General features: G+C 69.6%; 25 protein-coding genes and 2 tRNA genes. 11 read left to right on the forward strand and 16 right to left on the reverse strand.

Features of this window, described 5'->3' with window-relative positions; genetic code table 11:
* Position 1 precedes the first annotated feature (1 nt).
* The 3 genes from FHS00_RS05135 to dapF form a co-directional block, all read right to left on the reverse strand.
* Entirely contained in the window at positions 2-607 is a 606-nt protein-coding gene (locus tag FHS00_RS05135) for a glutathione S-transferase (RefSeq protein WP_183470478.1), read from the reverse strand.
* Between the two features lie 188 nt (positions 608-795).
* Entirely contained in the window at positions 796-2,055 is a 1,260-nt protein-coding gene (gene mtaB / locus FHS00_RS05140) for a tRNA (N(6)-L-threonylcarbamoyladenosine(37)-C(2))-methylthiotransferase MtaB (protein WP_183470480.1), read from the reverse strand.
* Positions 2,055-2,873 (reverse strand): diaminopimelate epimerase, encoded by an 819-nt coding sequence (gene dapF / locus FHS00_RS05145; protein ID WP_246391055.1) that lies wholly within the window; start codon positions 2,871-2,873, stop codon positions 2,055-2,057. The genes mtaB and dapF overlap by 1 nt, the downstream gene beginning before the upstream one ends.
* A 95-nt stretch (positions 2,874-2,968) precedes the next feature.
* On the opposite strand from dapF, the gene FHS00_RS05150 reads away from it, so the two are divergent.
* Positions 2,969-3,044, forward strand: a tRNA-Lys gene (locus tag FHS00_RS05150).
* Positions 3,045-3,139: 95 nt separating this feature from the next.
* Here FHS00_RS05150 and FHS00_RS05155 read toward each other — a convergent pair.
* Together FHS00_RS05155 and FHS00_RS05160 are read right to left on the reverse strand one after the other, a co-directional pair.
* Positions 3,140-4,147, reverse strand: coding sequence for a PAS domain-containing sensor histidine kinase (locus FHS00_RS05155; RefSeq protein WP_183470482.1), 1,008 nt, complete (start codon positions 4,145-4,147; stop codon positions 3,140-3,142).
* Between the two features lie 130 nt (positions 4,148-4,277).
* Complete coding sequence (locus FHS00_RS05160; RefSeq protein WP_183470484.1) at positions 4,278-5,303, reverse strand: LacI family DNA-binding transcriptional regulator; 1,026 nt, start codon at positions 5,301-5,303, stop codon at positions 4,278-4,280.
* Between the two features lie 116 nt (positions 5,304-5,419).
* Here FHS00_RS05160 and FHS00_RS05165 point away from each other — a divergent pair.
* A tRNA-Arg gene (locus FHS00_RS05165) sits at positions 5,420-5,496 on the forward strand.
* A 172-nt stretch (positions 5,497-5,668) separates the two neighbouring features.
* Positions 5,669-6,385: a Crp/Fnr family transcriptional regulator gene (locus FHS00_RS05170; protein WP_183470485.1), complete on the forward strand. Its 717-nt coding sequence runs from the start codon at positions 5,669-5,671 to the stop codon at positions 6,383-6,385.
* A gap of 8 nt (positions 6,386-6,393) precedes the next feature.
* Here FHS00_RS05170 and FHS00_RS05175 read toward each other — a convergent pair whose 3' ends face one another.
* A complete protein-coding gene (locus FHS00_RS05175) occupies positions 6,394-7,041 on the reverse strand; it encodes a winged helix-turn-helix domain-containing protein (RefSeq protein WP_221188713.1) in 648 nt (215 codons plus the stop codon).
* A gap of 28 nt (positions 7,042-7,069) precedes the next feature.
* On the reverse strand, positions 7,070-7,354 hold the full coding sequence (locus FHS00_RS05180) for a hypothetical protein (RefSeq protein ID WP_183470487.1): 285 nt from the start codon (positions 7,352-7,354) through the stop codon (positions 7,070-7,072).
* A 183-nt stretch (positions 7,355-7,537) separates the two neighbouring features.
* Between FHS00_RS05180 and FHS00_RS05185 the strand changes: the two genes are divergently transcribed.
* The 3 genes from FHS00_RS05185 to FHS00_RS05195 all read left to right on the forward strand — a co-directional run bounded on the left by FHS00_RS05185 (position 7,538) and on the right by FHS00_RS05195 (position 10,551).
* Positions 7,538-8,545: a hypothetical protein gene (locus FHS00_RS05185; RefSeq protein ID WP_183470488.1), complete on the forward strand. Its 1,008-nt coding sequence runs from the start codon at positions 7,538-7,540 to the stop codon at positions 8,543-8,545.
* Positions 8,546-8,720: 175 nt separating this feature from the next.
* Positions 8,721-9,350 carry a ribonuclease HII gene (locus FHS00_RS05190; protein ID WP_183470489.1) on the forward strand — a complete coding sequence of 210 codons (630 nt, stop codon included), beginning with the start codon at positions 8,721-8,723 and terminating at the stop codon, positions 9,348-9,350.
* A 91-nt stretch (positions 9,351-9,441) separates the two neighbouring features.
* On the forward strand, positions 9,442-10,551 hold the full coding sequence (locus FHS00_RS05195) for a site-specific DNA-methyltransferase (RefSeq protein ID WP_183470490.1): 1,110 nt from the start codon (positions 9,442-9,444) through the stop codon (positions 10,549-10,551).
* On the opposite strand, the gene FHS00_RS05200 is transcribed toward FHS00_RS05195, so the two are convergent.
* The gene (locus FHS00_RS05200; protein WP_183470491.1) at positions 10,548-11,690 is read right to left on the reverse strand and encodes an alkane 1-monooxygenase; all 1,143 of its coding nucleotides are present in this window, start codon (positions 11,688-11,690) and stop codon (positions 10,548-10,550) included. The genes FHS00_RS05195 and FHS00_RS05200 overlap by 4 nt on opposite strands.
* Before the next feature lie 10 nt (positions 11,691-11,700).
* Positions 11,701-12,756 carry an A/G-specific adenine glycosylase gene (gene mutY, locus FHS00_RS05205; RefSeq protein ID WP_183470492.1) on the reverse strand — a complete coding sequence of 352 codons (1,056 nt, stop codon included), beginning with the start codon at positions 12,754-12,756 and terminating at the stop codon, positions 11,701-11,703.
* Between the two features lie 66 nt (positions 12,757-12,822).
* Between mutY and FHS00_RS05210 the strand changes: the two genes are divergently transcribed.
* Together FHS00_RS05210 and FHS00_RS05215 are read left to right on the forward strand one after the other, a co-directional pair.
* Entirely contained in the window at positions 12,823-13,332 is a 510-nt protein-coding gene (locus FHS00_RS05210) for a DUF721 domain-containing protein (protein WP_183470494.1), read from the forward strand.
* Between the two features lie 12 nt (positions 13,333-13,344).
* Positions 13,345-14,259 carry a DsbA family protein gene (locus FHS00_RS05215; RefSeq protein WP_246391058.1) on the forward strand — a complete coding sequence of 305 codons (915 nt, stop codon included), beginning with the start codon at positions 13,345-13,347 and terminating at the stop codon, positions 14,257-14,259.
* Here FHS00_RS05215 and lpxK read toward each other — a convergent pair.
* The 6 genes from lpxK to FHS00_RS05245 all read right to left on the reverse strand — a co-directional run bounded on the left by lpxK (position 14,246) and on the right by FHS00_RS05245 (position 20,389).
* On the reverse strand, positions 14,246-15,247 hold the full coding sequence (gene lpxK / locus FHS00_RS05220) for a tetraacyldisaccharide 4'-kinase (RefSeq protein ID WP_183470496.1): 1,002 nt from the start codon (positions 15,245-15,247) through the stop codon (positions 14,246-14,248). The two genes, FHS00_RS05215 and lpxK, sit on opposite strands and share 14 nt — an antisense overlap.
* Complete coding sequence (locus tag FHS00_RS05225) at positions 15,244-16,500, reverse strand: 3-deoxy-D-manno-octulosonic acid transferase (protein ID WP_343064585.1); 1,257 nt, start codon at positions 16,498-16,500, stop codon at positions 15,244-15,246. Before FHS00_RS05225 ends, lpxK begins: the two co-directional genes overlap by 4 nt.
* Positions 16,386-16,631, reverse strand: coding sequence for a DUF4170 domain-containing protein (locus FHS00_RS05230; RefSeq protein ID WP_183470500.1), 246 nt, complete (start codon positions 16,629-16,631; stop codon positions 16,386-16,388). Before FHS00_RS05230 ends, FHS00_RS05225 begins: the two co-directional genes overlap by 115 nt.
* A 54-nt stretch (positions 16,632-16,685) precedes the next feature.
* A complete protein-coding gene (locus FHS00_RS05235; RefSeq protein ID WP_183470502.1) occupies positions 16,686-17,477 on the reverse strand; it encodes a 3'(2'),5'-bisphosphate nucleotidase CysQ in 792 nt (263 codons plus the stop codon).
* Positions 17,464-18,810, reverse strand: coding sequence for a TldD/PmbA family protein (locus FHS00_RS05240; protein WP_183470504.1), 1,347 nt, complete (start codon positions 18,808-18,810; stop codon positions 17,464-17,466). The genes FHS00_RS05235 and FHS00_RS05240 overlap by 14 nt, the downstream gene beginning before the upstream one ends.
* 64 nt (positions 18,811-18,874) lie before the next feature.
* Positions 18,875-20,389: a hypothetical protein gene (locus FHS00_RS05245; RefSeq protein ID WP_183470506.1), complete on the reverse strand. Its 1,515-nt coding sequence runs from the start codon at positions 20,387-20,389 to the stop codon at positions 18,875-18,877.
* A 122-nt stretch (positions 20,390-20,511) separates the two neighbouring features.
* Here FHS00_RS05245 and FHS00_RS05250 point away from each other — a divergent pair, with 122 nt between their 5' ends.
* Complete coding sequence (locus tag FHS00_RS05250; protein WP_221188714.1) at positions 20,512-21,255, forward strand: SDR family oxidoreductase; 744 nt, start codon at positions 20,512-20,514, stop codon at positions 21,253-21,255.
* 4 nt (positions 21,256-21,259) lie between these two features.
* On the opposite strand, the gene FHS00_RS05255 is transcribed toward FHS00_RS05250, so the two are convergent.
* Positions 21,260-21,610, reverse strand: a complete 351-nt coding sequence (locus FHS00_RS05255) for an HNH endonuclease family protein (RefSeq protein WP_183470508.1) — start codon at positions 21,608-21,610, stop codon at positions 21,260-21,262.
* A 68-nt stretch (positions 21,611-21,678) separates the two neighbouring features.
* Between FHS00_RS05255 and FHS00_RS05260 the strand changes: the two genes are divergently transcribed.
* Positions 21,679-22,869, forward strand: a complete 1,191-nt coding sequence (locus tag FHS00_RS05260; RefSeq protein ID WP_183470510.1) for a TIGR03862 family flavoprotein — start codon at positions 21,679-21,681, stop codon at positions 22,867-22,869.
* 70 nt (positions 22,870-22,939) lie between these two features.
* Positions 22,940-25,087, forward strand: coding sequence for a YjbH domain-containing protein (locus tag FHS00_RS05265; protein ID WP_246391061.1), 2,148 nt, complete (start codon positions 22,940-22,942; stop codon positions 25,085-25,087).

The following is a 25,087-nucleotide window of genomic DNA, read 5'->3' on the forward strand; positions in this document are numbered from 1 at the left end:
GTCAGGACGGCGGCGCCGTCGCGATCATGCTGTCACGGGCGGCGAAGCGTTCCGCCCATGCGGCGAGCTGCGGCCGGGGCTTGCGCCAGTCGCGCGCCCCGTGGCGCAGGTCGAGATAGCCCAGCGCGCAGGCGAGCGCGATCTGCCCCATGTCGATCTGCCCCTCCAGATGGCTGATCCAGCGCGCCTCGACCGCGTCCAGGGCGCGCTCCACCTTGCGCCACTGCCCCTCGACCCAGCGTGCCGAGCGCTCGTGTTCTGGCCGCACGCGGTTTTCCAGCACCATGGCCAGCGCCGCGTCCATGATCCCGTCCGCCGTCGCCTCGAGCGTCAGCACCTCCCAGATTCGCCGCTCGGGATAGAGCCGACCGCCGGCATGGGCATCGAGGTAGCGGGTGATCACCCGGCTGTCATAGAGCGCAGGGCTGTCGTCGCGGATCAGGGCCGGGATCTTGCCGAGCGGATTGGCGTGGATCACGTCGACCGGGTCGCCCAGCGGATCGGTCGCGGCGGCGATTTCCGTCACCTGTCCCGCCTGACCGGTCTCGTGCAGCACGACGCGCACCTTGCGGGCGAAGGGGGAGGCGGGAGAGGTGAGAAGTTTCATGTGGAACGCTCCGGTTGCGCCCGCAGTCAAGCAGCGGCGCTCTCGGTGCGCAAGGGATTGCGTCGCAGGGGCGGCAGGCGCGGGGGCACAGGCTTCGGCCGTCGCGACAGGCGCGCCCGCTTCACAGTTCGGGCGCCACGTCCCTCAGGACCAGGCTTTTCGGCGTCGAGCCGAGCCCGGGGTGCCGCTCACGCCGTCAGGCGCGCGCCGCTCATCCCGGTGATCAGGGCCTCGACGATTCGGCCCTCGGGCCGGTCGTCGCCGAAATCCACCTCGGCGAAATGCTCGGTCCGGCCCATGCGCGGGCTTTCCATCAGGATGCGATGGGTTCGGCCGACCTGTGCCGCGAGATGCGCCTGCGCCACCCGCTCCCCGGCCGCCCGCAGCCGGGCCGCGCGCGCCTTGATGTCGCGCCCGTTCACTTGCGGCATCCGCGCGGCGGGGGTGCCGGGGCGCGGCGAGTAGGGGAAGACATGGAGCCAAGTCAGGTCGCATTCCTCGACTAGCTTCATCGAGTTCTCGAAGGCGGCCTCGGTCTCGGTCGGGAAGCCGGCAATGATGTCAGCGCCGAAGGTCATGTCGGGGCGCAGCCGCCGCGCATCCTCGCAGAACCGGATCGCGTCGTCCCGCAGGTGGCGGCGCTTCATCCGCTTGAGGATCAGGTCGTCGCCATGCTGCAGCGACAGGTGCAGGTGCGGCATCAGCCGCGGCTCGGTGGCGATCGCCTGCATCAGATTCTCGTCCACCTCGATCGAATCGATCGAGGAGATACGCAGCCGCGGCAGGTCCGGTACCAGCTTGAGGATACGCATCACAAGATCGCCCAGCCGCGGCGTTGCGGGCAGGTCGGCCCCCCAGGAGGTCAGATCGACGCCGGTCAGCACCACCTCCTCGTAGCCGCGGTCCACGAGCCGCTGGATCTGCTCGACCACGACGCCCGCAGGCACCGAGCGTGAATTGCCCCGGCCATAGGGGATGATGCAGAAGGTGCAGCGATGGTCGCAGCCGTTCTGGACCTGCACATAGGCGCGCGAACGGCTGCCGAAGCCGTCGATCAGGTGCCCGGCGGTCTCGGTCACGGACATGATGTCGTCGACCTGCACCGGCTCGGTGGCGCCGATCAGGTCGGGCGCCATGCCCTTCCACGTCTCGGGCTGCATCTTCTCGGTATTGCCGATGACGAGATCGACCTCCTCCATGTCCGAGAACCGCTTGGGATCGGTCTGTGCGGCGCAGCCGGTGACGATGATCTTCGCGGTCGGGTTCTCGCGGCGAAGGCGGCGGATCTCCTGTCCGGCCTTGCGCACCGCCTCGGCGGTGACGGCGCAGGTGTTGACCACGACCGCGTCCTCCACGCCTGCGCGCGCGGCGAGGTCCTTCATCGCCTCGGTCTCGTAGGCGTTGAGCCGGCAGCCCATGGTGGCGAAGATCGGTGCCTTGCGGTCCATCAGAGCCTCCAGACCCCGTCGAAGACATGCGCGGTGGGGCCGGTCATCCAGACCCCGTCCTCGCGCCAGTCGATATGAAGCGTGCCGCCATCGAGATCGATGGTGACAGCGCGAGAGGTAAGGCCGCGTCGCGCGGCGGCGACCGCCACGGCGCAGGAGGAGGAGCCCGAGGCCAGCGTCAGCCCGGCGCCACGCTCCCAGACCCGCATGCGAATGCGGTCGGGCCCGGTGATCTGCGCGACCTGCACGTTGGTCCGCTCCGGGTAGAGCGGGTGATGCTCATGCGCGGGACCGAAGCTGTCGAGATCGACCGCCTCGGCATCGGCGACGAAGAAGCTGCAATGCGGGTTGCCCATGCCGGTGGCGGTAGGGGCGCCATCGATCGGCAGCTCAAGCGTGTCCATCTCGCGCGCGAGCGGAATCTCGTGCCAGTCGAGCTGCGGCTGACCCATGTTCACCGCGACCATGCCATTCTCCACGACGCGTGCCGCGAGGCGACCGCGCGCGGTGGTGATCTCGAGCGCGTCGCGCCCGCTGCGGGCCATCTCCCAGGCGGCGATGCAGCGCGTGGCATTGCCGCAGGCGGCCGAGGTCGAGCCGTCGGAATTCCAGAACACCAGATGCAGGTCCGCGCCCTCGGCCGCGTGGATCGTGGCGAGCTGATCGAAGCCCACGCCGCGATGCCGGTCGGCGATGGCGCGGGCGAGTTCGGGCGTCATCGCGGGGATGTCGCGGCGCGCGTCGATGACGACGAAATCATTGCCGAGGCCGTGCATCTTCATGAACGGCAGGCCGGGAGGGGGGCTGATGTCCTGCATGGCGGGCCGCATAGCAAAGCCCGTGAAGTTAATCCAGAAAAAGCGTAATTTTCCGGTTGACCCCCCCCGGCACTCCCCTTAGAGAGCCCCCCAGTGGGCCGTTAGCTCAGTTGGTAGAGCAACTGACTTTTAATCAGTGGGTCGCAGGTTCGAATCCTGCACGGCTCACCACTGATCACTCCAGGATCATCGATCGCGGACGGGGCGGGAGCGCATGCCTACCCCTGCCGCGGCTTCGCGCGCCGCGGGCAAGGCGGCGACGCTTTTCAATTTCTGAAGATCAACGTCACTTCCGTGCCCTTCGGGCCGCTTTCGATGCGCGGCGTGCCGCCGAGCTGGGTGGCGAAGGCCTGGACCAGCTTCTGGCCGATGCCGCTCTCGGGGCGCTGCGTCGGGTCGAGACCGCGCCCGTCATCGCGCACCTCCAGCCGCCAGTTCTCGGCGTCCACGGGCGCCAGCGTGACCACCACCGTGCCGTGCCCCTCGGGGAAGGCGTATTTCAGGCTGTTGGTCACCAGCTCGTTCACGATCAACCCCAGCGGTACCGCGATCCTCGTCGAAAGCCGGACCGGCGAGATTCGCGCTTCGAGCTTGATCGGCTCGCTGCCGATCGACTGGGCGAGCCCGGCGACGATCTGTTCGAGGTAGTCACGAGAGCAGACGCTGTCGATCGAGCCGGAGGCGTTCAGGCGGCCATAGAGGCTCGCCACCGCCTGCACCCGCAAACGGATCCGGCTCAGCGCCTCGCGGCCCTCGCCATCGGCCCGAGCGCGTGATTCCATCGAGATGATCGCGGAGATGGTCGACAGGCTGTTCATCACCCTGTGGTTCAGCTCGGTCAGCAGCTGCTGGGCTTCGGTCAGCGCCGCCTCACGTTCGGCCTCGATGCGCTTGGTCTCGGTGATGTCGCGGAACTGGATCGCGAAGCGGCCCCGCGGCTCCATCGGCGCGGCATAGACGTCGAAATAGCGGCCCATCGCCAAGGAGCCCTGCTGGAAGCGCCGAGATTCGCCGTTCAGGGCGATCCGGCCATAGGTCTCGATCCAGAAGGGTTCGAGGTCGGGCACCATCTCGAGCGCGGTGCGCCCCTTGGCGCCGTGCAGCCCGGTCATCTCCTCGAACCGGGCGTTCATCTGCAGGAACCTGTAATCGGTGGGCCGGCCGGCCCCGTCGGTGAGCATCTCGCAGATGCAAAATCCGTCATCCAGAAAATCGATAAAGGTATCGATATCCTGCGGCGTCAGCCGCAGCGGCATCTTGGTCACAACCGACATTCCCTCGTCCCCAGGGCCAGCCCTGACCCGGGTGGCCTGTGGATAACAGGCTATGCCGAATCCGCCTCGATGCGAAGCAAAGATGTCCGATTTGCAGGTCTTGTCCGGCTCCGTACCTACCCGAAGGAGATCAGCGACGCCTGAGGGTCTCGCCTCGCGCGATCAGCGGGGTCAGCTCGACGCGCTCGGCGCCGCCCTCGGCCGGGTTGGCGCAGCGCGCGGCGATGATCCGCGCCGCCTCGCGGCCGATCTCGCGGCGGCAGGCGTCCATGGTGGCGAGCTGGCGCGGCAGACCGTCCAGCAGTTCGACCCCGTTGAAACCGGCGAGCCCGATCTGGCCGGGGATGTCGATTCCCTGGTCGAGCAGGTAGAGCAGCCCGCCCGCGCCGATCATGTCGTTCGAGAAATAGAGGAAATCGAGATCCGGGGTACGCTTGAGCAGCGCCTCGGTCATCTCCCGGCCCTTCTTGAGCGCCGAGCCGCCGGAGTAGAATTCCTGGTCGGCGATCTCGACACCGGCACGGGCGAGGTGGCGGGTGAAGCCCTCGAAGCGTTTGCGCGCGCGGTGGTCGGCCGGCATCTTGGTGCCCAGAAAGCCGATCCGGCGATAGCCCTCGCGCAGGATCGCCTCGGCCATTTCCCGGCCTGCGCGCCGGTGGCTGATGCCGACGCAGGCGTCGATCGGGGCGCCGTCGGTGTCCATGATCTCGACCACCGGGATCTCGGCCCGGGTCAGCATCATCCGGCTCGCCTCGGTGTGCTCCAGCCCGGCGATGATCACCCCCGAGGGCCGCCAGGACAGCATCTCGAACAGCACCTTCTCCTCGGTATCCGGCAGGTAGTCGGTCACCCCGACCACCGGCTGCAGGCCGGTGCCGGCCAGCGTCTCCGAGATGCCCGACAGCACCTCCGGAAAGACCATGTTGCCCAGGCTCGGGATGATCACCGCGACCAGATTGACCCGGCTCGAGGCCAGAGACCCGGCAATCCGGTTCGGCACGTAGCCCAGCTTCTTGGCGGCGGCGCGGACCTTCTCACGGGTGGCCTCGCTGACGTCGCCCTTGTTGCGCAGCACCCGGCTCACCGTCATCTCGCTGACTCCAGAGGCCTCGGAGACGTCGCGGAGGGTAAGGGGGCGGCGGGGCGGGATGGTCATGAAGCGGTTCCGGTAGGGCAGGGCTGGCGCAAGCTATAGGACGCGGCGCGCGGCTTGTCCAAGCGGCGGCGCGCCGTTGACGGGCGGACCAAAGCCGGGCATGGAAGAGGCCGCGTGGCCCCGTGGCTCAACTGGATAGAGCAATCCCCTCCTAAGGGATAGGTTGCAGGTTCGAGTCCTGCCGGGGTCACCATTCTCCCGATCGCGCTGGAACCCTTTGTGCGGGTCCGCACAGAATCTCACCGGATACTGGAACTTGTTCCGGCGCAGAAGTAGCAAATGGCTACGGGCGCGACGAACTCCGGGACGACGCCCGCCAAAGCCACGGCTGCGGCCGCGGAGCGGCCCAGGACGAGAAGGCATTGATGAAGCTCGACGACAACGGGACCTCCCGGGATGGTAACCTGCTGCTGACCCGGATGCCGGTGGAATGGGCCGAGCCACTGGCGCGGCATCTCGTGCCGGTCGACCTGCCCCAGGGAATGGTGATCGAGGAGCCGGACGAGCCCGTCGAGCATGTCTATTTCCCGATCAGCGGCGTGATCTCGATCGTCGCGATGAGCCGTGAGCGCAGCGCCCAGATCGAGGCCGGGCTGATCGGTCGCGAGGGCATGTCGGGCTCGATGCTGGTGCTCGGCACCGACCGGGCGCCGCACCAGACCACCGTGCAGATCGGCGGCAGCGGCTTCCGCCTCGAGGCCGAGCGGCTGCGGGCGGCGCTGTCGCATGAGCCGCTGCGCGAGCGGCTGTTGCACTACTGCCATGCGCTGTCGGTTCAGACCGCGCATACCGCGCTGGCCAATGCCAAGCTCAAGCTCGACGCCCGTCTCGCCCGTTGGCTGCTGATGTGCCAGGATCGGACCGGCACCGACGAAGTGCCGCTGACCCATGATTTCCTGTCGGTGATGCTGGGCGTGCGCCGCGCCGGGGTCACCGTGTCGCTGCACATCCTCGAGGGACAGGGGCTGGTGCGGGCGACGCGCGGCCTGATCCGGATCCTCGACCGCGAGGGGCTCGAGGAGATGGTCGGCGGCTGCTACGGCGTGCCGGAGGCGGAATATGCCCGGCTGATCGGCGGCTGAAGCGCCGGTCAGTTCATCCGGATCACCGATTTGTCGATCGACAGCACATAGCCGCGCTTGGCGATGTTGCGCACCAGGAGTTCGCTGACCAGCTGGTTGCCGAGGCTGTCGCGCAGACGCTTGATCCGGGTGGCGCCCGCCGCCTCGTCGCAATCGGCCTCCGAACGGCCCGAGATCACCGCCTCGATCTGCGCGCCCGACAGCACCTCGTCATCCATCCGCGCCTCGGCCAGCACCGATAGAGTCTCGATCGCCGCGGGCGTCAGCTTGAACTCGAAATCGTTGAGATGCACGGCGTTCTGGTCGCGCGCGATGACCAGGGAGTTGACCTCGATCCCCTTGCGCTCGATGCGGCCCATGCGGCGGTTGAGCTGGATCAGCATCAACAGGAAGGTCACGGCCGCCACTAGCATCGCCAGCGCGAAGGTCAGCAGCACGAAGATCACGAAGCGATAGCTCGACAGCGTCTCCGAGAAGGCGGTGCCGGACTGCGCGAGGATCTCCAGAAGCTTGATCTCGGCCTGCGCGGTCAGGTCGTCATTCTCGACGAAGAGCTGCTCGACCCGGGCGTTGAAGGCGTTGGCATCCGGCAGATTGACGAAAAGCAGGATCGCCGCACCGACAAGCAGGGCGGCGATCGCGGCCAATCCCGCCATCACGATCCGATTGCCCGCCTGACGTGCCTCAGTAGCGGAGGTAGTAATCGCCTGCACTGTCCCGCCTTTTCTCCAGTCCATCTTCGCCGAACAGGCTCACGATGGACAGGAGCGTCCAGCCATCCGAGCCGAGCCGCGGGCGCAGCTCGTCCGCGGCGGCATCGGGTTGGTCGCATGGCGGGGAGATTTCGGCAACGCCGTAATGCAGCCTGAGCGGATCGTCGCGCTTGGCTTTATAGTCGGCGTAACAGGCCGCCTGCGCCGATACGGCGGAGAAGGCCAGGAGGGTCAGGGTGAGGGCGATGGTTTTCATGGTCTCACAATGCGTTCGGGGCAGCCGCTATTCAATAACGCCCCCGCGAGGAGGCGACGTTATTGCCTGACGCCGCGCTTGCCCCAATTTTGCAGCCAAGACCTGTCCAACCCGGCCCCGTACGATCGGCCGGCCGCAGGGTATCCGCTCCATCGGGAGCCGCATGACTGACGGAGATCCCCCATGGCACGACGCCTCATCGCCGCGACCCTTTCGCTGTCCCTTGCGCTGACCGGCGTGAGCGCCGCGCCCGCACGCGCCCAGAGCGACGAGAACATGGGCCGGCTGATCGGCAGCCTGGTGGCGATCGGCGTGATCGGCGCGGCCGCCAAGAAGGAGCGCGACAAGGAACGCGAAAAGGCGGCCAAGGAGCGGGAGAAGGCCGCGAAGAAAGCCGCCAAGGAAGACCGCAAGGCCGCCAAGAAGGCCGCGAAGGCGCGCGAAGAAGCCCGGGAAGAGCGGCACGAGGCGGAAGAAGAGCGCCGCGAGGCCCTCGAAGAGGCAAGAGAAGAGCGGCGCGAAGCTCTCGAAGAGGCTGCCGAAGCCGCGCGCGAAGGCGGGACCGACGCCCGCACCCGCGCCGCCCTGGGCGCGCTGAGCGCGATCGTGGCGGGGCAGGGTGCCGAGGCAGGGGTCGCCGCGCTCGCCCGCGAGTTCGGGCTCGATCTGGGTGGCCCGCAGGCCGAGGCCCGCGCCCAGGCAGAAGCGCAGGCTCAGGCCGAAGCCCGTGCCGCTGCCGAGAAAGAAGCGCGTCGCGCCGAAATCGAGCGGCAGGCCGAGGCTGCGCGCCGTGCCGAGATCGAGCGCGCCGCCGAGGCCCAGCGTCAGGCGGCCGCGCAGACCGCACCCCGCGCTTCGACCGCCGAGCAGCTGCCGCCGATCCCGCGTTCGGAGGTGACGCCCGACCTGCTGCGTGACTGGCAGCCCTCGGCGAGCTCCGCTGCCACGCCCATGCCGCAGACCACCACCCCGGTGGCCACCGGCGAGATCCCCTTCGCTTGCCTGCGCCGCGCGCAGACCGGCTTCGAGGCGGCCTCGGTGGTCGATGGCGACTGCCTCGACGACTACCCGGTGCTGGCCCGCAGCCTGCCGCTCGATTGCGCCGTCACCGGTCGCGACGGCGAGAGAATCACATCCGGCTACGACACGCAGTGCCTGCGCGGTCGCGGCTACAGAGTTGCCGTCCGGTAAAACGGTCGTGCAGTGATGCGGCTCTTGCCCCAGTTGCCGCATCGCCCCCGGGGGCGGGGATCAACCCCGCCCCCCATTTCTTTCCGGCTGCCTCGCGTCCCGCCTTGGGCGGTTTCCCGATGAAGCCCGCGCCTCGCGGCTTGATCGGCCGCCCGGGCTGCGCCACAAGCCCTCCATGCCTCCCGATTTTACCTCCGAAACCCTCGCCCATGCGCGCGGCCTTGCCCGGATCTGTGGCGTCGACGAGGTCGGGCGCGGCCCGCTGGCCGGGCCGGTCACGGCGGCGGCAGTGATCCTCGACCCCGATCGCATCCCCGATGGCCTCGACGATTCGAAGCGGCTCACGGCGCGGCGCCGCATGGCGCTGGCCGAAGAGCTGCACGTCGTGGCCGAGGTGTCGGTCGCGCATGCCAGTGTCGATGAGATCGAGACCCACAATATCCTGCGTGCCGCGCAGCTGGCGATGATCCGCGCCATCGCCGGGCTGCGGGCTCCGCCCTGCCATGTGCTGGTCGATGGCAACATGGTCCCGCGCGGCCTCAACCATCCCTGCGAGACGCTGGTGGGCGGCGATGCGCGGTCGCTGTCGATCGCCGCGGCCTCGATCGTCGCCAAGGTGGCGCGTGACGCGATCATGGCGCAACTGGCCCGTGAGCATCCGGGTTACGGCTGGGAAACCAATGCGGGCTATGGAACGGCCCAGCACAAGGCTGCCCTACTGGATCTGGGGGTTACGCCCCACCATAGGCGAAGCTTCAAGCCTATCCACAACATCTTGTATCAAGGCGCAATCGCAACTGACTGATTCGAAAAAGTTTTTGACACCGACTCACCTCTGACTCATATTTATCCACAACCACGAAGCGGGCCACCGCCGCGGATCAGAGGCGTTTTCCATGACCACCAAGACGACGAGCCGGGGGGCGGCCAGCCTCCCCCTGAACACTATTCTGTCGGGCGACTGCGTGGCGCAGATGAAAAAGCTGCCGGACGAGAGCGTCGACCTGGTCTTTGCCGACCCGCCCTACAACCTCCAGCTCAAGGGCGAGCTGATGCGCCCCGACAATTCCCGCGTCGACGCGGTGGATGACGAGTGGGACAGCTTCGCCAGCTTCAAGACCTATGACACCTTTACCCGCGCCTGGCTGAAGCAGGCGCGCCGCATCCTCAAACCGCATGGCGCGATCTGGGTGATCGGCAGCTATCACAACGTGTTCCGCCTCGGCGCCGAGCTGCAGAACCAGGGCTTCTGGATTCTCAACGACGTGGTCTGGCGCAAGTCGAACCCGATGCCGAACTTCCGCGGCAAGCGGCTGACCAACGCGCATGAGACGCTGATCTGGGCCTCGAAGTCCGAGGGCGCGAAATACACCTTCAACTACGAGGCGCTGAAGGCGCTGAACGAGGGCGTGCAGATGCGCTCTGACTGGGTGCTGCCGATCTGTACCGGACACGAGCGGCTCAAGGACGAGAACGGCCAGAAGGCGCATCCGACGCAGAAACCCGAATCGCTGCTGCACCGGGTGATTCTGGGGACCACCAACCCCGGCGACGTGATTCTCGACCCGTTCTTCGGCACCGGCACCACCGGCGCCGTGGCCAAGGCGATGGGCCGCGACTTCATCGGCATCGAGCGCGAGGCCGATTACCGCCGCGTCGCCGAGGCCCGGATCGCGCAGGTGCGGGCCTATGATTCGGACGCGCTGCAGGTCTCGACCTCCAAGCGCGCCGAGCCGCGCGTCGCCTTCGGCGTTCTGGTCGAGCGCGGCATGCTGCGCCCCGGCGAGGTGCTGCACAGCCTGAACGGCCGCCACAAGGCGCGGGTGCGCGCCGACGGCACGCTGGTCTGCTCCGAGGCCAAGGGCTCGATCCACCAGGTCGGTGCCCAGCTCGAAGGCGCGCCGTCCTGCAACGGCTGGACTTACTGGCACTTCAAGCGCGACGGCGCGACTGTGCCGATCGACCTCTTGCGCCAGCAGGTGCGGGCGGAGATGGCCGGCGACTAGGCGCCGCGCGGCAGCGGCAGCTCGCCCCGCTTGTAGGGGCCCCAATCCGTGACCTCCGGATAGAACCGCCTGCGCCAGGCACGCACGCGCGGGTTCATCATCCGCCGCCAGACGGGCGGGATCAGTGCCGCGACGCCCATGATTGGGTAGCCCTGCGGCAGCTGTGGCGCCTCGTCCTCGGGGTAGGTCTGCAGCAGCGGATAGCGACGGTCCGGCTTGTAGTGATGGTCCGAATGGCGCTGCAGGTTGATCAGAAGCCGGTTCGAGGCACGGTGCTCGGCGTTCCAGGAATGGCGCGGCTGCACATGGTCGTAGCGGCCATTGCCGAGATGCTTCCGCGTCAGCCCGTAATGCTCGATGTAATTCACCAGCTCGAGTTGCCAGATCGCGACGAAGGCCTGCAGCGCGAACAGCGCCAGCCCCTCGAGGCCGCCCAGCGCCAGCGCCAGCGCCAGCATCACGGCCTGCAGCGTGGCGTAGCGCCAGAACGGGTTCTTGCGGTTGCGCATCGTCAGCCCCTTGCGCGCCAGGAGCCGGGCCTCGGCCCGCCAGGCGTCGCGCGGCATCCGCCACAGCACCCGAAAGAAGTGCCGGTGGAAGCCCTCGTTGTAGCGCGCCGTGACCACGTCGGCTGGTGTGCCGACATGGAAGTGATGGACGCGCAGGTGATGCGAGCGGAAGGGCGACCAGAGCACCATCGCGAGCAGGATGTCCCCCAGCCAGCGCTCGACCCGGTCCCGCTGGTGCAGCAGCTCATGCGCATAGACGATGCCGACCGCCCCCGAGATCACGCCTTGGCCGACGAAGAGACCGATCTTCTCCCAGCCGCCGAGATGGCCGGCGCGGGTGGCATAGGCGATGAGGCCGAAGGTCATCGCCGCCTGCGCAGGCACCCAGATCATGGTCAGCAGCCGGTGCCAGAACAGCGCCGTGTCGGGCATCTCGGGGTCGGGGTTCGAGGTGTCGAGCCCGCCGACGAGGTCGAGGATGTCGAACAGAAGCCACGCAAAGGCGGGCAACAGCAGCACCCACCAGCCGCCCCAGAGCGCCGCGAGGGCCGCCAGCGGCAACGTCAGCAGCGACACCCAGTAGGGGAGCGCTGCTAGGAGAGAGGCGCGGGCGGCGGGGAGCGTGGTCATGCGCGGCAGCCTAGCCGGAGGCCCCCGGCCGCTCAACGTCGAGATGCGGGGCGGCGACCTCGTGCACCTTGCGCATCACGGTCGGCAGGGCGGTTGGGTCAAAGCGGTCAGCGGCGAGGAAATGGCCACGCTCGGGATTGGCGGGCGGCAGCTCGGCCACCATCACGGTGAGCGTCAGCGCGAAATGGGTGAAGACGTGCCGCGCCTCCCCCGCCGGGCGCCATTCGGCGCGAAGCGGCGGGGTGGGTTCGGGCGTCTCGCCCCATTCCGAGCCGGGAAAGCCCAGCATCCCGCCGAGCAGCCCCTTGTCGGGACGCGTTTCCACCAGCCATGCGCCATCGGCGCGTCGCCCGACATAGGCATAGCCGGTCCGCTGCGGCTTGGGCTTCTTCGGCGCCTTGACCGGCCGGTCGTCCTGCGTGCCGCGCTGGCGCGCGAGGCAGGGCGCGCGCAGCGGGCAGATGCCGCAGGCCGGGTTGCGGGGCGTGCAGATCGTCGCGCCGAGATCCATCACCGCCTGCGCGTGATCGCCGGGGCGGTCGCGCGGCGTCAGCCGGGCGGCATGGTCGGTGAGTTCGGGCTTGGCCGCCGGCAGCGGCGTCGAGACGTCGAAGAGCCGGGACATGACCCGCTCCACATTGCCGTCGACCACCGTTTCGGGCCGGTCGAAGGCAATCGCGGCAATCGCGGCGGCGGTGTAGGGGCCGATGCCGGGCAGCGCGATCAGCGCGTCGTGGGTGTCGGGGAATCGCCCGCCGTGATCGGCCATCACGACCCGGGCGCATTTGAGCAGGTTGCGGGCGCGGGCGTAATATCCGAGCCCCGCCCATTCGGCCATGACATCGGCATCCTCGGCGGCGGCGAGATCGGCCACGCTCGGCCAAAGCGTGGTGAACCGCTCGTGATACTTCCGTACCGCCGCCACGGTGGTCTGCTGCAGCATCACCTCGGAGAGCCAGACGCGGTAGGGATCGGGGCGGATGCCGGCGGCCTTTTCCGCCGGGCCGGTGCGCCACGGCATGAGGCGGGCATGTCGGTCGTACCACGCCAGCAGCGCGGCGGTCATTTCGGTCTCCTGCACGTCGTCCCCTCTGGTCCGGCCCCCGTCCCATCTAGTAGGGTGGGCGCTGTCATGAAACAGCGACGCCACTCCACCACACGCGGTTTTGCGCAGGCCTCTGGCCTGCTGCAGTCGCGCATCCGCTCGGCCTCCGAGGCGCGGGGATTCGCGGTGACGCGGCTGTTGACCCACTGGGCTGAGATCGTCGGCGCCGATACCGCCCGGATCGCCCGGCCGGTGAAGATCGGCTATGGCCGCGACGGGCTCGGCGCGACGCTGACGCTGCTCACCACCGGCGCCCATGCCCCGATGCTGTCGATGCAGGCCGAATCGATCCGCGAGCGGGTCAACGCCTGCTACGGCTACCGCGCGATTTCCAAGGTGCGGATCACCCAGACCGCGCCGACCGGCTTTGCCGAGGGGCAGGCGGAGTTCGCCCCGGCGCCGCAAGCCGCGCCCGTCGCCCCCGATCCCGAGGTGAAGGCGCGCGCCGCGCGCACCGCCGAGGGCGTGGGGGACACGGAATTGCGACTTGCGCTCGAGGCCTTGGCTGCCAATGTCCTGTCCAAACGACGGAACTGACAGGAACACGCCATGAAACTCGCAAGCTCCACCATCGCCCTGACCGCCGCGCTGGGCTGGATGGCGCTCGCCGCGCCGCTGACCGCCCAGGAGGCCGCCGAGGCGGAAGCCGGGACCGCGGTCGAGACCGAGGCGCAGAGCACCACTGAAATGGAAGCCGAGGCGGAAGCGGAAGCCGCCGAGACCGAGACCGAGACTGAAGTCGAGTCGGAGAGCGAAGCAGAGGCTGAAACCGAGGCCGATGTAGACACCGCCGAGGAGGCAGGTACCGAAGCCGAAGCCGAAGCCGAAGCCGAAGCCGAAGCCGAAGCCGAAGCCGAAGCCGAAGCCGAAGCCGAAGCCGAAGCCGAAGCCGAAGCCGAAGCCGAGACTGCGACCGACGCCGACGCGGCGCCCGCCGAGGAAGGCATCGTCGAGATGGTGCAAGGCGCCGAGGACGCGCCGGTCACGGTGATGGAATACGCCTCCTTTACCTGCCCGCACTGCCAGAACTGGCACGAGACCAGCTATCCGCAGCTTCAGGACTACATCGAGGACGGGCGCGTGCGCTTCGTCTACCGTGAGGTCTATTTCGACCGCCCGGGCCTGTGGGCCTCGATGATCGCGCGCTGCGGCGGCGAAGAGAAGTTCTTCGGCATCGCCGATCTGCTCTACGAGCAGCAGCGCGACTGGGCGGCGGGCGGCGACCCGGCGGCGATCGCGGCCAAGCTGCGCGAGCTGGGTCTGTCGGCCGGGCTCGACGAGGCCCAGCTCGAAGCCTGCATGACCGATGGCGAGCAGGCTCAGGCGCTGGTGGACTGGTACGAGGCGAATGCCGAAGCCGACGAGATCAGCGCCACGCCGACCTTCCTGATCAATGGCGAAAAGCACGCCAACATGGCCTGGGAAGACATGGCCGAGATCATCGACGGTCTTATCGAGGAGTAAGCCCGATCCGGTCCAGCGCGGCATCGAGCGGGGCGGGATCGCCCCATTTGAGCCGGACCGGCAGGGTCAGCACCTTGGAACGGAAGGACGCGGGCAGACGCACCGCGTCCTTTTCCGTTGTCACCAGCTGCGCCGGCAGGGCGCGCGCCTCCTGCTCCAGCCGCGCCATCAGCGCCGGTGTCAGCGGCTGATGGTCACCGAGGGCCTCGGCCCGGCGCAAATCGGCACCAAGCCCCCGCAAGGTGGCAAAGAACTTCTCCGGGTGGCCGATGCCGGCAAAGGCCAGCACCGGCATCCGCTCCCAGACCATGCCCGTCATCAGCGGCGCGAGCCTGCCGGTGAGATGGGGCAGGTCCCCCAGGGCGCGTCCCCACTGCTGGGCGAAACGCGCCTGTGCCGCCGCGCCGCCGATCGACAGGACCATGTCGGCCCGCGCCAGGCCGGTGGCGACCGGCTCGCGCAGGGGCCCGGCCGGGATCACGCGGCCATTGCCGAAACCACGCACCGCATCGACCACCACGATCGACAGATCCTTGGTCAGCGCGGGGTTCTGGAACCCGTCATCGAGAATGATCGCCTCGGCGCCCGCCGCGACCGCCGCCCGCGCGCCGGCGGCGCGGTCGCGCGCCACCCACACCGGGCCGAACGCCGCGAGCAGCAAGGGCTCGTCGCCGACATCGGCCGCCGTATGGCGCCGTTCCTCGACCTGCAGCGGGCCTTCGAGCCGGCCGCCATGGCCCCGGCTCACCACATGCGCCGCGATGCCGCGCGCGGCCAGCTTCTGCATCAGCGCGATGGCGGTCGGGGTCTTGCCGGTGCCCCCGGCGTTGAGATTGCCCACGCAGATCACCGGTACCGGCGCGCGCCAGCCGGGGCGGGCTACGCGCCGCGCGGTGGCGGCGGCGTAGAGCGCGGCCAGCGGCGCCAGCGCGCGGGCGCGCGGGCCGGGGCGGGCGGGATCGCCGTCCCAGAAGGCGGGCGCTCTCACGACCGCTCCAGCACGTGGTGAATCAGGTCGATGGTGCGGTTGGTCGCCTCCGCGCCCTCGGTGGCCACCTCCCAGGCGGATTTCGCCAGCATCGCGGCGCGGTCGGGGGCCAGCAGCGCCTCGACCGCCTGGCCGAGATCGGCGGCGCCGCGCACCGCCCGGCACGCCCCGGCGGCGGCGAGCCGGGCAAAGGCAGGGCCATGCGCCGCGGTCTGCGGCCCGTGCAGCACCGCCGAGCCGAGCGCGGCGGGCTCCATCGGGTCGCGGCTGGCGCCGCCCGAGAGCGTGCCGCCGAGCAGGGTGATCGGCGCGAGCCGGTACCACAGCCCGATCTCGCCCGGCCCGTCGGCGACGTAGATCTCGGTCGCCTCGTCCGGCTCCTCGCCCTCCAGCCGCTCGGCCACCACGAAGCCCATCTGGCGCAACTGCGCCGCCATCGGCTGGGCCGCCGCATCCTGGGCGGGGGCGAGAATCATCAGCAGCCGATGCGCGCGCTTGCTCGCCTGCCGCTGGGCGGCGGCGAGGGCGTCGAGCTCGGCCTCCACTGCGCCCGCGACCAGCCAGACCGGGCGCGACCCGATCGCCCGGGCGAGGTCGTCACGGTCGCGGTCGTGGCAAGTGGGCAGGGGGCGCGTGGCGTCGAGACGGCCGGCGATCTCGATGCGGGCGGGCTCGACGCCGATCCGCCGCAGCCGCGCCGCGGCGGTGCCATTGGCCGCCAGGAGCCGCTCGAAGCCCTGGAAGGCGGCGCGACGCGCGCCGGGGCGCCAGCCGCCCCCTGCGAGCGCGACGTTCTCCGCTTCGGCATCGACCATGATCGCGGGCAGTCCCGCCCGGCCGGTCTCGGCGAGCACCGATGGCTGCACCGGGCCGCGCATCCAGACCAGCATGTCGGGCTTCCAGCGCGTCAGGAAATCCTGCGTCGCCGCGCGGCTGTCGGACAGGGGCGGCCATTGCAGCAGGTTGCGCGGCGCACCGCGCAGCCGCGCCGGGGCGGTCAGGAGAAGCGTGAGCGGATCGCGCTCCTCCTCCAGCCGCCGCGCCAATGCCGCCACGGCGGGGCTGCGCGCGGGGTCCGGGCAATGCACCCAGACCAGCGCCCCGGGTGGCCGTTTGGCGGGATCGGCGGGCGGCTGTCTCAGTTGCCGAGTTCCTCGGTGGGCGATGCGGCCTTCTCCTCGTCGCGCAGCCGGTGAATATGCGCGATGAAGTAGCGCATATGCGCGTTGTCGACGGTGCGCTGCGCCTCGGATTTCCAGGCCGCATAGGCGCTGGCATAGTCGGGATACATGCCGACGATATGGATGTCGTCGGTGTCGCGGAACACGTTCTTGGATGGGTCAACGAGCTCGCCGCCGAAGACGAGATGCAGGCGCTGGGTCATGGGATATCCTCAGGTTTGGCTCAGGGGCGCAAATTACGCCTCGACCGCACGGGGTCAAGCGGCGGCGGGGTCGAGCAGCCCTAGCAGCACCGGATGCAGCGCGCCGCCGGCCAGCACACCGTCGGATTGCGGGTGCGGCTTGTTGAAGGTGAGCGCCGCCCCGCGCCGGTCGGTGGCGATGCCGCCCGCCTCGGTCAGGATCAGGCTGCCGGCGGCGATGTCCCACTCCCAGGTCGGCCGGATCGTCAGCATCGCGTCGAAGCGGGCTTCGGCCAGCAGGCACAGCCGCCAGGCCAGCGCCGAGCGGAAGGCGCGGCGCAACGGCGGCACCTCGCCCCCGGACCAGTGCTCGGGGCTCATCGCCAGACGCGGCCCGAGCAGCGTCGCGCAGGCCGGGTCGGTTTCCCCGCTGGCGCGGATCGGCGCGCCGTTGAGCCGAGCGCCGCCGCCCGCGGTCGCGGTGTAGAGCAGGTTGCGCTGCGGCAGCAGCACGCAGGCGGCCGTGATCCGGCCCTGTTCGGCGACGGCGAGCGAATGCGCCCAGTCGCGGCTGCCTTCGAGATAGGCGCGGGTGCCGTCGATCGGATCGACGATGAAGATCCGCTCGGCCGCGAGCCGCTCGGGCGCGTCGGCCGTCTCCTCCGACAGCCAGCCATAGGCCGGCCGGGCCGCGCCGAGCCGCTCGCGCAGCATCGCATCGACGGCGAGATCGGCCTCGCAGACCGGTCCGCCATCGTTCGGCTTGTCCCAGACCTCCGGCGCGCGAAAGGCGCAGGCGATCTCCGCGGCCGCGCGCGCCGCCTCGAGCAGCAGCGCGAGGTCGGCGCTGTGATCAGTCGCCGGCAAGGGTCATTCCATCGACCAGTAGCGACGGCACGATGCGGCTCAGATGCTGGCGGGCGTCGTTCGCCGGCACGAGGCTGCGCAGCATGTCGCGCAGATTGCCCGCGATGGTGCATTCGTTGACCGGGTGCATGATCTCACCCTTTTCGACCCAGAACCCCGAGGCGCCGCGCGAGTAGTCGCCGGTGTTGGGGTTGATGGTCGAGCCGATCAGCGAGGTGACCAGAAGCCCGGTGCCCATCTGGGCGATGAGATCGTCGCGGGTCGCGGAGCCTTCGGTCAGGCGGACATTGGTGACCGCGGGCGAGGGAGGGGAGGTGGTGCCGCGCGCCGCGTTGGCGGTGCTTTCGAGCCCAAGCTTCCGGGCCGTGGCGAGATCGAGGACCCAACCGGTCAGCACGCCTTCCTCGACCAGCATGCGCGTGGCCGTCGGCAGCCCCTCGCCGTCGAACAGCCGGGAGCCGGAGGCGCGCGGGCGGTGCGGCTCCTCGATCAGCGACAGCGGCTCGGGCAGCACTAGGTCGCCCTTGCGGCCCAAGAGCCAGCTAGACCCGCGCGCGATCGCGGCGCCGTTCATCGCCGAGAGCAGGTGCCCGATCAGCGATGACGAGATTCGTTCGTCGAACAGCACGGGGTATTTGCCGGTGCGGGGGCGGCGCGGGTTCTGCCGTGCCGCGGCGCGCGCGCCCGCCAGCCGGCCGATCTCCTCGGGGCTGCGCAGTTCGGACTGGAAGATCCGGCTGTCGCCGTCCCAGTCGCGCTCCATCCCGGTGCCGGTCCCAGAGACCGCCACGCAGGAGATCGCCCGGTCCGACCGCGCGTAGCCGCCGGAAAAGCCGTTGCTCGCAGCGAGGTGGATGCGCCGGCGGCCATATCCGGCGCTGGCGCCCTGCACCTGCGTCACGCCATCAATGCCGCGCGCCGCGGCCTCGGCCCGGCGGGCATCTTCCTCGAGCGCGGCGGGATCCGGCTCGGGCGCAGGGTCGTACATCTCGAGGCGCGACGAATCGGTGTCGTGGGCGAGCTGCGACGGGTCGGCGAGACCGGCATGCGGATCTTCCGGCGCCTCGCGCGCCATCGCCACCGCGCGCTGGGCCATGGTCTCGATCGTGGCGTCGCGCGCATCCGAGGAGGACACCACTGCTTGCCGGCGGCCGATCAGAACGCGCAGTCCGATGTCGATGCCCTCGGAACGCTCGGCCTGCTCCAGCCGGCCTTCGCGCACGTCGATCGACAGCGCCGTGCCATCGACCGCGACCGCGTCGGCGGCCTCGGCCCCGGCGCGGCGTGCCGCCTCGAGCATCCGGGCGGTCAGATCGGCGAGCTGGAGGGTCATGGCGGGTCCTTTCGGTCTGTCGCCCGACCATCTAGCGCGCCGGCGGCGGGCGGGAAAGCGCGGCTTATTTCAACCGCTGGCCATTGGCCATGACATGGCCCTCCGGCGTGACCTCGATGGTCGAGCCGAGTTCGTCGCGACCCAGCGGCGTGGTGAACAGCCCCAGCATCATCCGCGTGCTCATCAGCTGCTCGGCCGGTAGCGCGCCCAGCTTGGCCAGGTTCTCGATCAGCGTGTTCAGCCCGGTGGCCTTCAGCTCCAGCTTGCCCTCCGGCCGCGGAAAGCCCGGAAAGGTCTCCAGGTCCGAATTATCGAACACGAAGGCGCCATCGCCGAGGATCTCGGCCCCGGCGAGCCGCAGCACCAGTCGCTCCAGCGTCAGACGCTCGATCTCGGGCGCGGCCTCGGCCATCGCCGCCTCTTCGCCCACCGCTTCGGCGGTTTCGGGGTCAGTGAGATCCTGCGGCAGCGTCGCGGCGCCGGTGAACTCGGCGATCAGCGAGGCTGGGCTGCGCGGCAGCACGGCCTGCGGATCGAACAGCCGCCAGACCGGCTCGCCCACGGTCAGACCGTCGAGCGTCAGCCGAGCCGAGAAATCCTGCGGTGCCGCATCGGCGGCCAGCGGCGCGTCGACGCCGAAGCCGTATTCGGTGACGCCGATCTCGATCGGCAGGGGCAGCGGGCTTTCGGTCAGCCGCAGCTCCAGCCCCCGGGTCGAGGAATCATAGGTCGCGCGGGACCGATCGAGGGCCAACGCCACCGTGCTGCCCGCCGTGCGGGCGGTGCCGGCGGCGCGGCCCTGCGGGCCATCGCCCGAGAACTCGACCAGCGCGGGACCCGTGGCGTAGTCGAAATCGAGGACGAAATCCTCGGGCAGCGCCTCGGATTCCTCCATGCCCTCGGGCAGGGCCAGCACGCCGGAGAGAGCGACATCGGCCACCGCCGCGTCGATCGCGACGGTGCCGCCCTCCTCGGTGTCGGCGCCGTCCAGCGACAGCGACAGGTTGCCGGCGACGAGATCGTATTCGGTACGCCGCAGCCCGTCCGGGGCCGTGGTCGCGAGATAGCTGCCGACGGGCGCATCGAGCGTCAGCACCGCCTCGGCGGGCACGACCTCGCCATTCTCGGTCAGCCGCTCAAGCTCCAGCGCGTAGCGGGTCGCGGCATAATCGTAGCGCATCGCCTCTGGCACGCCGCTCACCGTCACCTCGAGCCCTTCTTGCCGGACCGCCAGGTCGATCGCCGCCTCGACGCCCTCCTCGTCGGTGCCGGTGATCTCGATCGGGTAGGATTCGGGCAGTGCCACATTGACCGTGCCATCGCCGGCCTCGGTGAAGGTGATCTCGGGCAGCCGCACGACCAACTCGCCATCCTCGCCCTGCATGGTCAGCACCAGATCGGTCACGGTCAGCGTGTCGCCCGCGCGGTTCTCGGCGCCGGTCTCGATCCGGGTCTCGCCCAGCCGGGCCGCGCCTTCCTGCCAGTCCTGCCAGACCTGTTCGGCGGTGACCTGGGCCTGCGCCGCGGGCGCCAGCACGAGCAGCGCACCGATTGCTGTGGTTTTCGACAATCCGGCCATGCCCGGGCCCTCCTCGCATTCCTGTCGCGGGCCATGCCCGCCCTGCCGGACCTCCGGCGTGCTGGACCGCAGACTAGGCCGCCGCTAGGCTGGACGAAAGGCGAAAGCGGGGGGAGATCACGATGCAGGGAAAGACGGTTCTGATCACCGGCGCGAGCCGCGGCATCGGCGCGGCGGCGGCGCGCGAGTTCGCCCGCGCCGGGGCCCGTGTCGCGCTACTGGCCCGCAGCGCCGAGGCGCTGTCGGACATCGCCAAGGAGTTGGGCGAGTCCGCGCTCGCCATTCCCTGCGACGTCAGCCGCTACTGGGAGATGGAGGCGGCGGTCGAGGCCTGCGTCAAGGCGTTCGGCCGCCTCGACGTGATGGTCAACAATGCCGGCGCGATCGAACCGATCGGCGCGATGGGCGATCTCGACCCCGAGGCCTGGGGCAAGGTGATCGACATCAACCTCAAGGGTGTCTTCAACGGCATGCGCGCGGCGCTGCCGGTGATGCTCGAGCAGGGCGGCGGCACCATCATCACCGTTTCCTCGGGCGCAGCGCACAACGCCGTCGAGGGCTGGTCGGCCTATTGCGCCTCCAAGGCCGGGGCGGCGATGCTGACCCGCTCGCTCGACCTCGAATACCGTGGCCGGGGCATCCGCGCGATGGGGCTGTCGCCCGGCACCGTCGCCACCCAGATGCAGCGCGAGATCAAGGCCTCGGGCATCAACGCGGTGAGCCGGCTCGACTGGTCGGTCCACATCCCGCCCGAATGGCCCGCCAAGGCGCTGGTCTGGATGTGTTCGGACCGGGCCAAGGACCAGATGGGCCAGGAAGTGTCGCTGCGCGACGAGGGCATCCGGCGGCGGATCGGTCTGGCCTGAGCGCTCAGTCGCGAACGCGGCGGCGGCCCGGTACCTTGGAGGAGAAGCCGGGTGGCCGTTTCGACACCCAGGCCACGAACTTCTCCAGCCGTGGATGCGCGCGCAGCGCCTCGGGTGTGTTGTAGTCGCGCGCCAGCTCGGTCTCGCTCAACGTGGCATGGATTTCCTTGTGGCAGATATGGTGCAGCAGCACCTGCGGCCCGTGTGTGCCGCCCCTGAGCTTGGGGACCAAGTGATGCGAGCTTTGCGGCACGCTAGGCGGGATCGGCCGCAGGCACAGCGCGCAGACCGGATCCTCGCGCGGGGTCGCGACGGACAGGGCCTCGGTCTGGCGTTTCTCGCGACGGCTTGGCATGGGGAAAAGATGGGGCGCGTGCGGCGCTCCGGCAAGCGCGGCCCGGGGCCGCAGAGCAGGTGCGGCGGGTGGCCGCGGGGGGCATGATGGCACGGGTGGTGGTGATCGGCGGCGGACCGGCGGGGCTGATGGCCGCCGAGACGCTGGCCTCTGCAGGGCTCGAGGTCACCGTCGCGGAAAAGATGCCGACCATGGGGCGCAAGCTGCTGATGGCCGGCAAATCCGGGCTCAACCTGACCAAGGTCGAGCCGCAGGTTGAATTCGACGCGGCCTATGGAGCGATGCCGCCGGCGCTGCGCACCGCGCTAGGCGCGTTCGGCCCGGACGAGGTGCAGCGCTGGGCCCGCGGGCTGGGACAGGAGGTCTTCACCGGCTCCTCGGGGCGGGTGTTCCCGACTGTCATGAAGGCTTCACCACTGCTACGGGCCTGGCTTGCCAAACTAGAGGAGCGTGGCGTTTCGCTGCGCACCCGCTGGCGCTTTGCCGGCTGGGACGGGGCGGCGGTGCTGTTCGACACGCCGCAGGGGCGCCAAGCCATGACACCGGATGCCACGGTGCTGGCGATGGGCGGGGCGAGCTGGTCGCGGCTCGGTTCGGACGGGGCTTGGGCTGCGCTGTTGCCCGAGGCCGTCGCACCGTTCCAGCCGGCCAATATGGGGTTCGAGATCGACTGGTCGGCGCATATGCGGCCGCATTTCGGCGCGGCGATCAAGCCGGTCGCGCTGATCGCCGGGGCGCGGCGGGTGCGGGGCGAGTTCGTGATCTCGGCGCGCGGGCTGGAGGGCGGCGGAATCTACACGGTCTCGGCCGAGCTGCGCGGCGGCGCCGGGCTGGCGCTCGACCTCGCCCCTGATCTCGAAGGGGAGGCAGTGGAGCGCCGCCTGGCCCGGCCGCGCGGCAAGGCCAGCCTCTCCAATCATCTTCGCAAAACGCTCGGCTTCGATCCGGCGCGGCTGGCGCTGCTGCAGGAATTCGCCCGGCCGCTACCGGCCGCGCCCGGGCCCCTGGCGACATTGATCAAGGCTTTGCCGGTACCGCTCGGCCCGCCGCGACCGATCGACGAGGCGATTTCGACCGCCGGGGGGCTGCGTTTCGACGCGCTCGACGGGTTGATGCTGCGTGAGCGGCCCGGGGTCTTCGCCGCGGGCGAGATGCTCGACTGGGAGGCGCCTACCGGTGGCTATTTGTTGACCGCCTGCCTCGCCACCGGCCATCTCGCGGGACGCGAGGCAGCAGCTTGGGCGGTGCGCCGCCCCTGATCGCGGCTCGCTTTCATTTGCGTGATTGCCCGGCTAGGGTGCGGCAAGCGAGCAGGGAGTGCAGCACGACATGACGATCCGAGCGATGCGCCGGGGCGGGGCAGCGAGTCTTCTGGCCCTTCTGGCGGCGGGGGCGGTGAGCGCCCAGACCGTTTCCGACCGGGGGCTGAGCTACACGCTCTACGGTACGCCGGGCCTGATCGAGACGCCCTCGGCGCTCAGCGCCAAGGACGGCCAGATCGCCGCCACTGTCGGCGCCTTCGACGGCCAGACCCGTACCACCTTCACCTTCCAGCTGCTGCCGAACCTCTCAGGCAGCTTCCGCTATACCCGGATCGAGGACTACACGCTTCCGGGCCAATCGGTACGCGACGAGACCTATTTCGACCGCAGCTTCGACCTGCGCTACCGCTTCAACGACGAGACGGCGACCATGCCCGCGGTCGCGATCGGCCTGCAGGACTTCCTCGGCACCGGCGCCTATGGCGCGGAGTACCTCGTCGCGACCAAGACCTTCGGCGACACGTTGCGAGTCTCGGCCGGCCTTGGCTGGGGGCGGTTCGGCTCGCATGGGGGCTTCGACAACCCGCTGGGCGTGCTCGCCTCGGATTTCGACAATAGGCCGAGCCTCGATTTCGGCGAGGGCGGCACCTTCGCACTGGACCAGCTCTTCCGCGGCGACGCGGCGCTGTTCGGCGGCGTGGAATACGCGCCTTCGGAGACCCTCACGCTCAAGGTCGAGTATTCCTCCGACGCCTATGATCGCGAGAGCGAGCTAGGGCTGATCGAACGCGATTCGCCGCTCAATTTCGGTGCCGTTTACCGGCCGCTGCCGGGCGTGCAGCTGGGCGCGTCGTGGCTCTACGGTTCGGAACTGGCGCTGACCGGAACCTTCCTGATCGATCCGACCGAGCGGCCTTATGGTCCCGGGCTCGACCCCGCGCCGGTGCCGGTGCGGATCCGCGACGCCGATGCCCGCGTGGCGCAAAGCTGGGACCGGAGGGCGATTCCCGAGGCAACGATCGGCGCGGCGCTGCAGCAGGCGCTGGCCGCCGAGGGCGTGGAGCTGTCCTCGATCCAGCTGTCGGACCGTGCTGTGCGACTGCGCTATACCAACACCCGCTACCGTTCCGAGGCGCAGGCGATGGGACGGATCGCTCGGATGCTGAGCCTCGGCCTGCCGGCCTCGATCGAGCAGTTCACGCTGGAACCGATGCAGCGCGGCGTGCCGCTCTCGGCGGTGACGCTGTCGCGCTCGGACATCGAGAGCTTTGCGGACGTCGCCGGCGGCACGGCCGCTTTGGCGCAGCGACGCGTGCTCGACGACGCGGGCTCGGCGGCGGCTCTCGCCGAACTGCCGCGCATCGATGACCGCTTTTCCTGGGGGATCGCGCCCTATGGTCGGATCACCGTCTTCGACAGCGAAGCGCCGTTCCAGCTCGAATTCGGCGCGCAGCTGACCGCCAGCTACGAGATCACCGACAGCCTCGTCGCATCGGGCACGTTTCGCCAACAGCTCTACACCAACCGCGAGGACCCCGAACTGGTCGTGGCCGAAGAGGGCGAGCCGCACCCGGTGCGCCGCAACGCCGCGCTCTATGCCAAGGAGGGCACGACCGGCATCCGCGACCTGACGCTGGCACATTATGGACGGCTGGCGCCGGACGTTTATACCCGCGCGACACTGGGATATCTTGAGGAGATGTATGGGGGCGCCTCGACCGAGGTGCTGTGGAAACCCGCCGACAGCCGGCTCGGTCTGGGTGCCGAGGTGAACTACGCCAAACAGCGCGACTTCGATCTCGGCCTCGGCTTCCAGGACTACGACGTCGTCACCGGTCATGCCTCGGCCTATTACGATTTCGACAACCGCTTCTACGGCCAGGTCGATGTCGGTCGCTACCTCGCAGGCGACTGGGGCGCGACCTTCATTCTCGACCGCGAGTTCGAGAACGGCTGGAGCGTCGGTGGCTATTTCACCCTGACGGATCTGCCCTTCGAGGCCTTTGGTGAAGGCTCCTTCGACAAGGGCATCCGGGTGTCGATCCCGCTCGACTACGTGGTGGGGCAGCCAACCCGGCGCGAAGCGTCGAGCACGCTGGCCTCGCTGCAACGCGACGGCGGCGCGCGTCTGCGGGTCGACGGGCGGCTCTACGAGGTGGTCCGCGACGGCCACCTGAACGATCTCGACGATGGCTGGGGACGGTTCTGGAAATGA

This window comes from Limimaricola variabilis, assembly GCF_014195545.1.
GTDB classification, from domain to species: domain Bacteria; phylum Pseudomonadota; class Alphaproteobacteria; order Rhodobacterales; family Rhodobacteraceae; genus Limimaricola; species Limimaricola variabilis.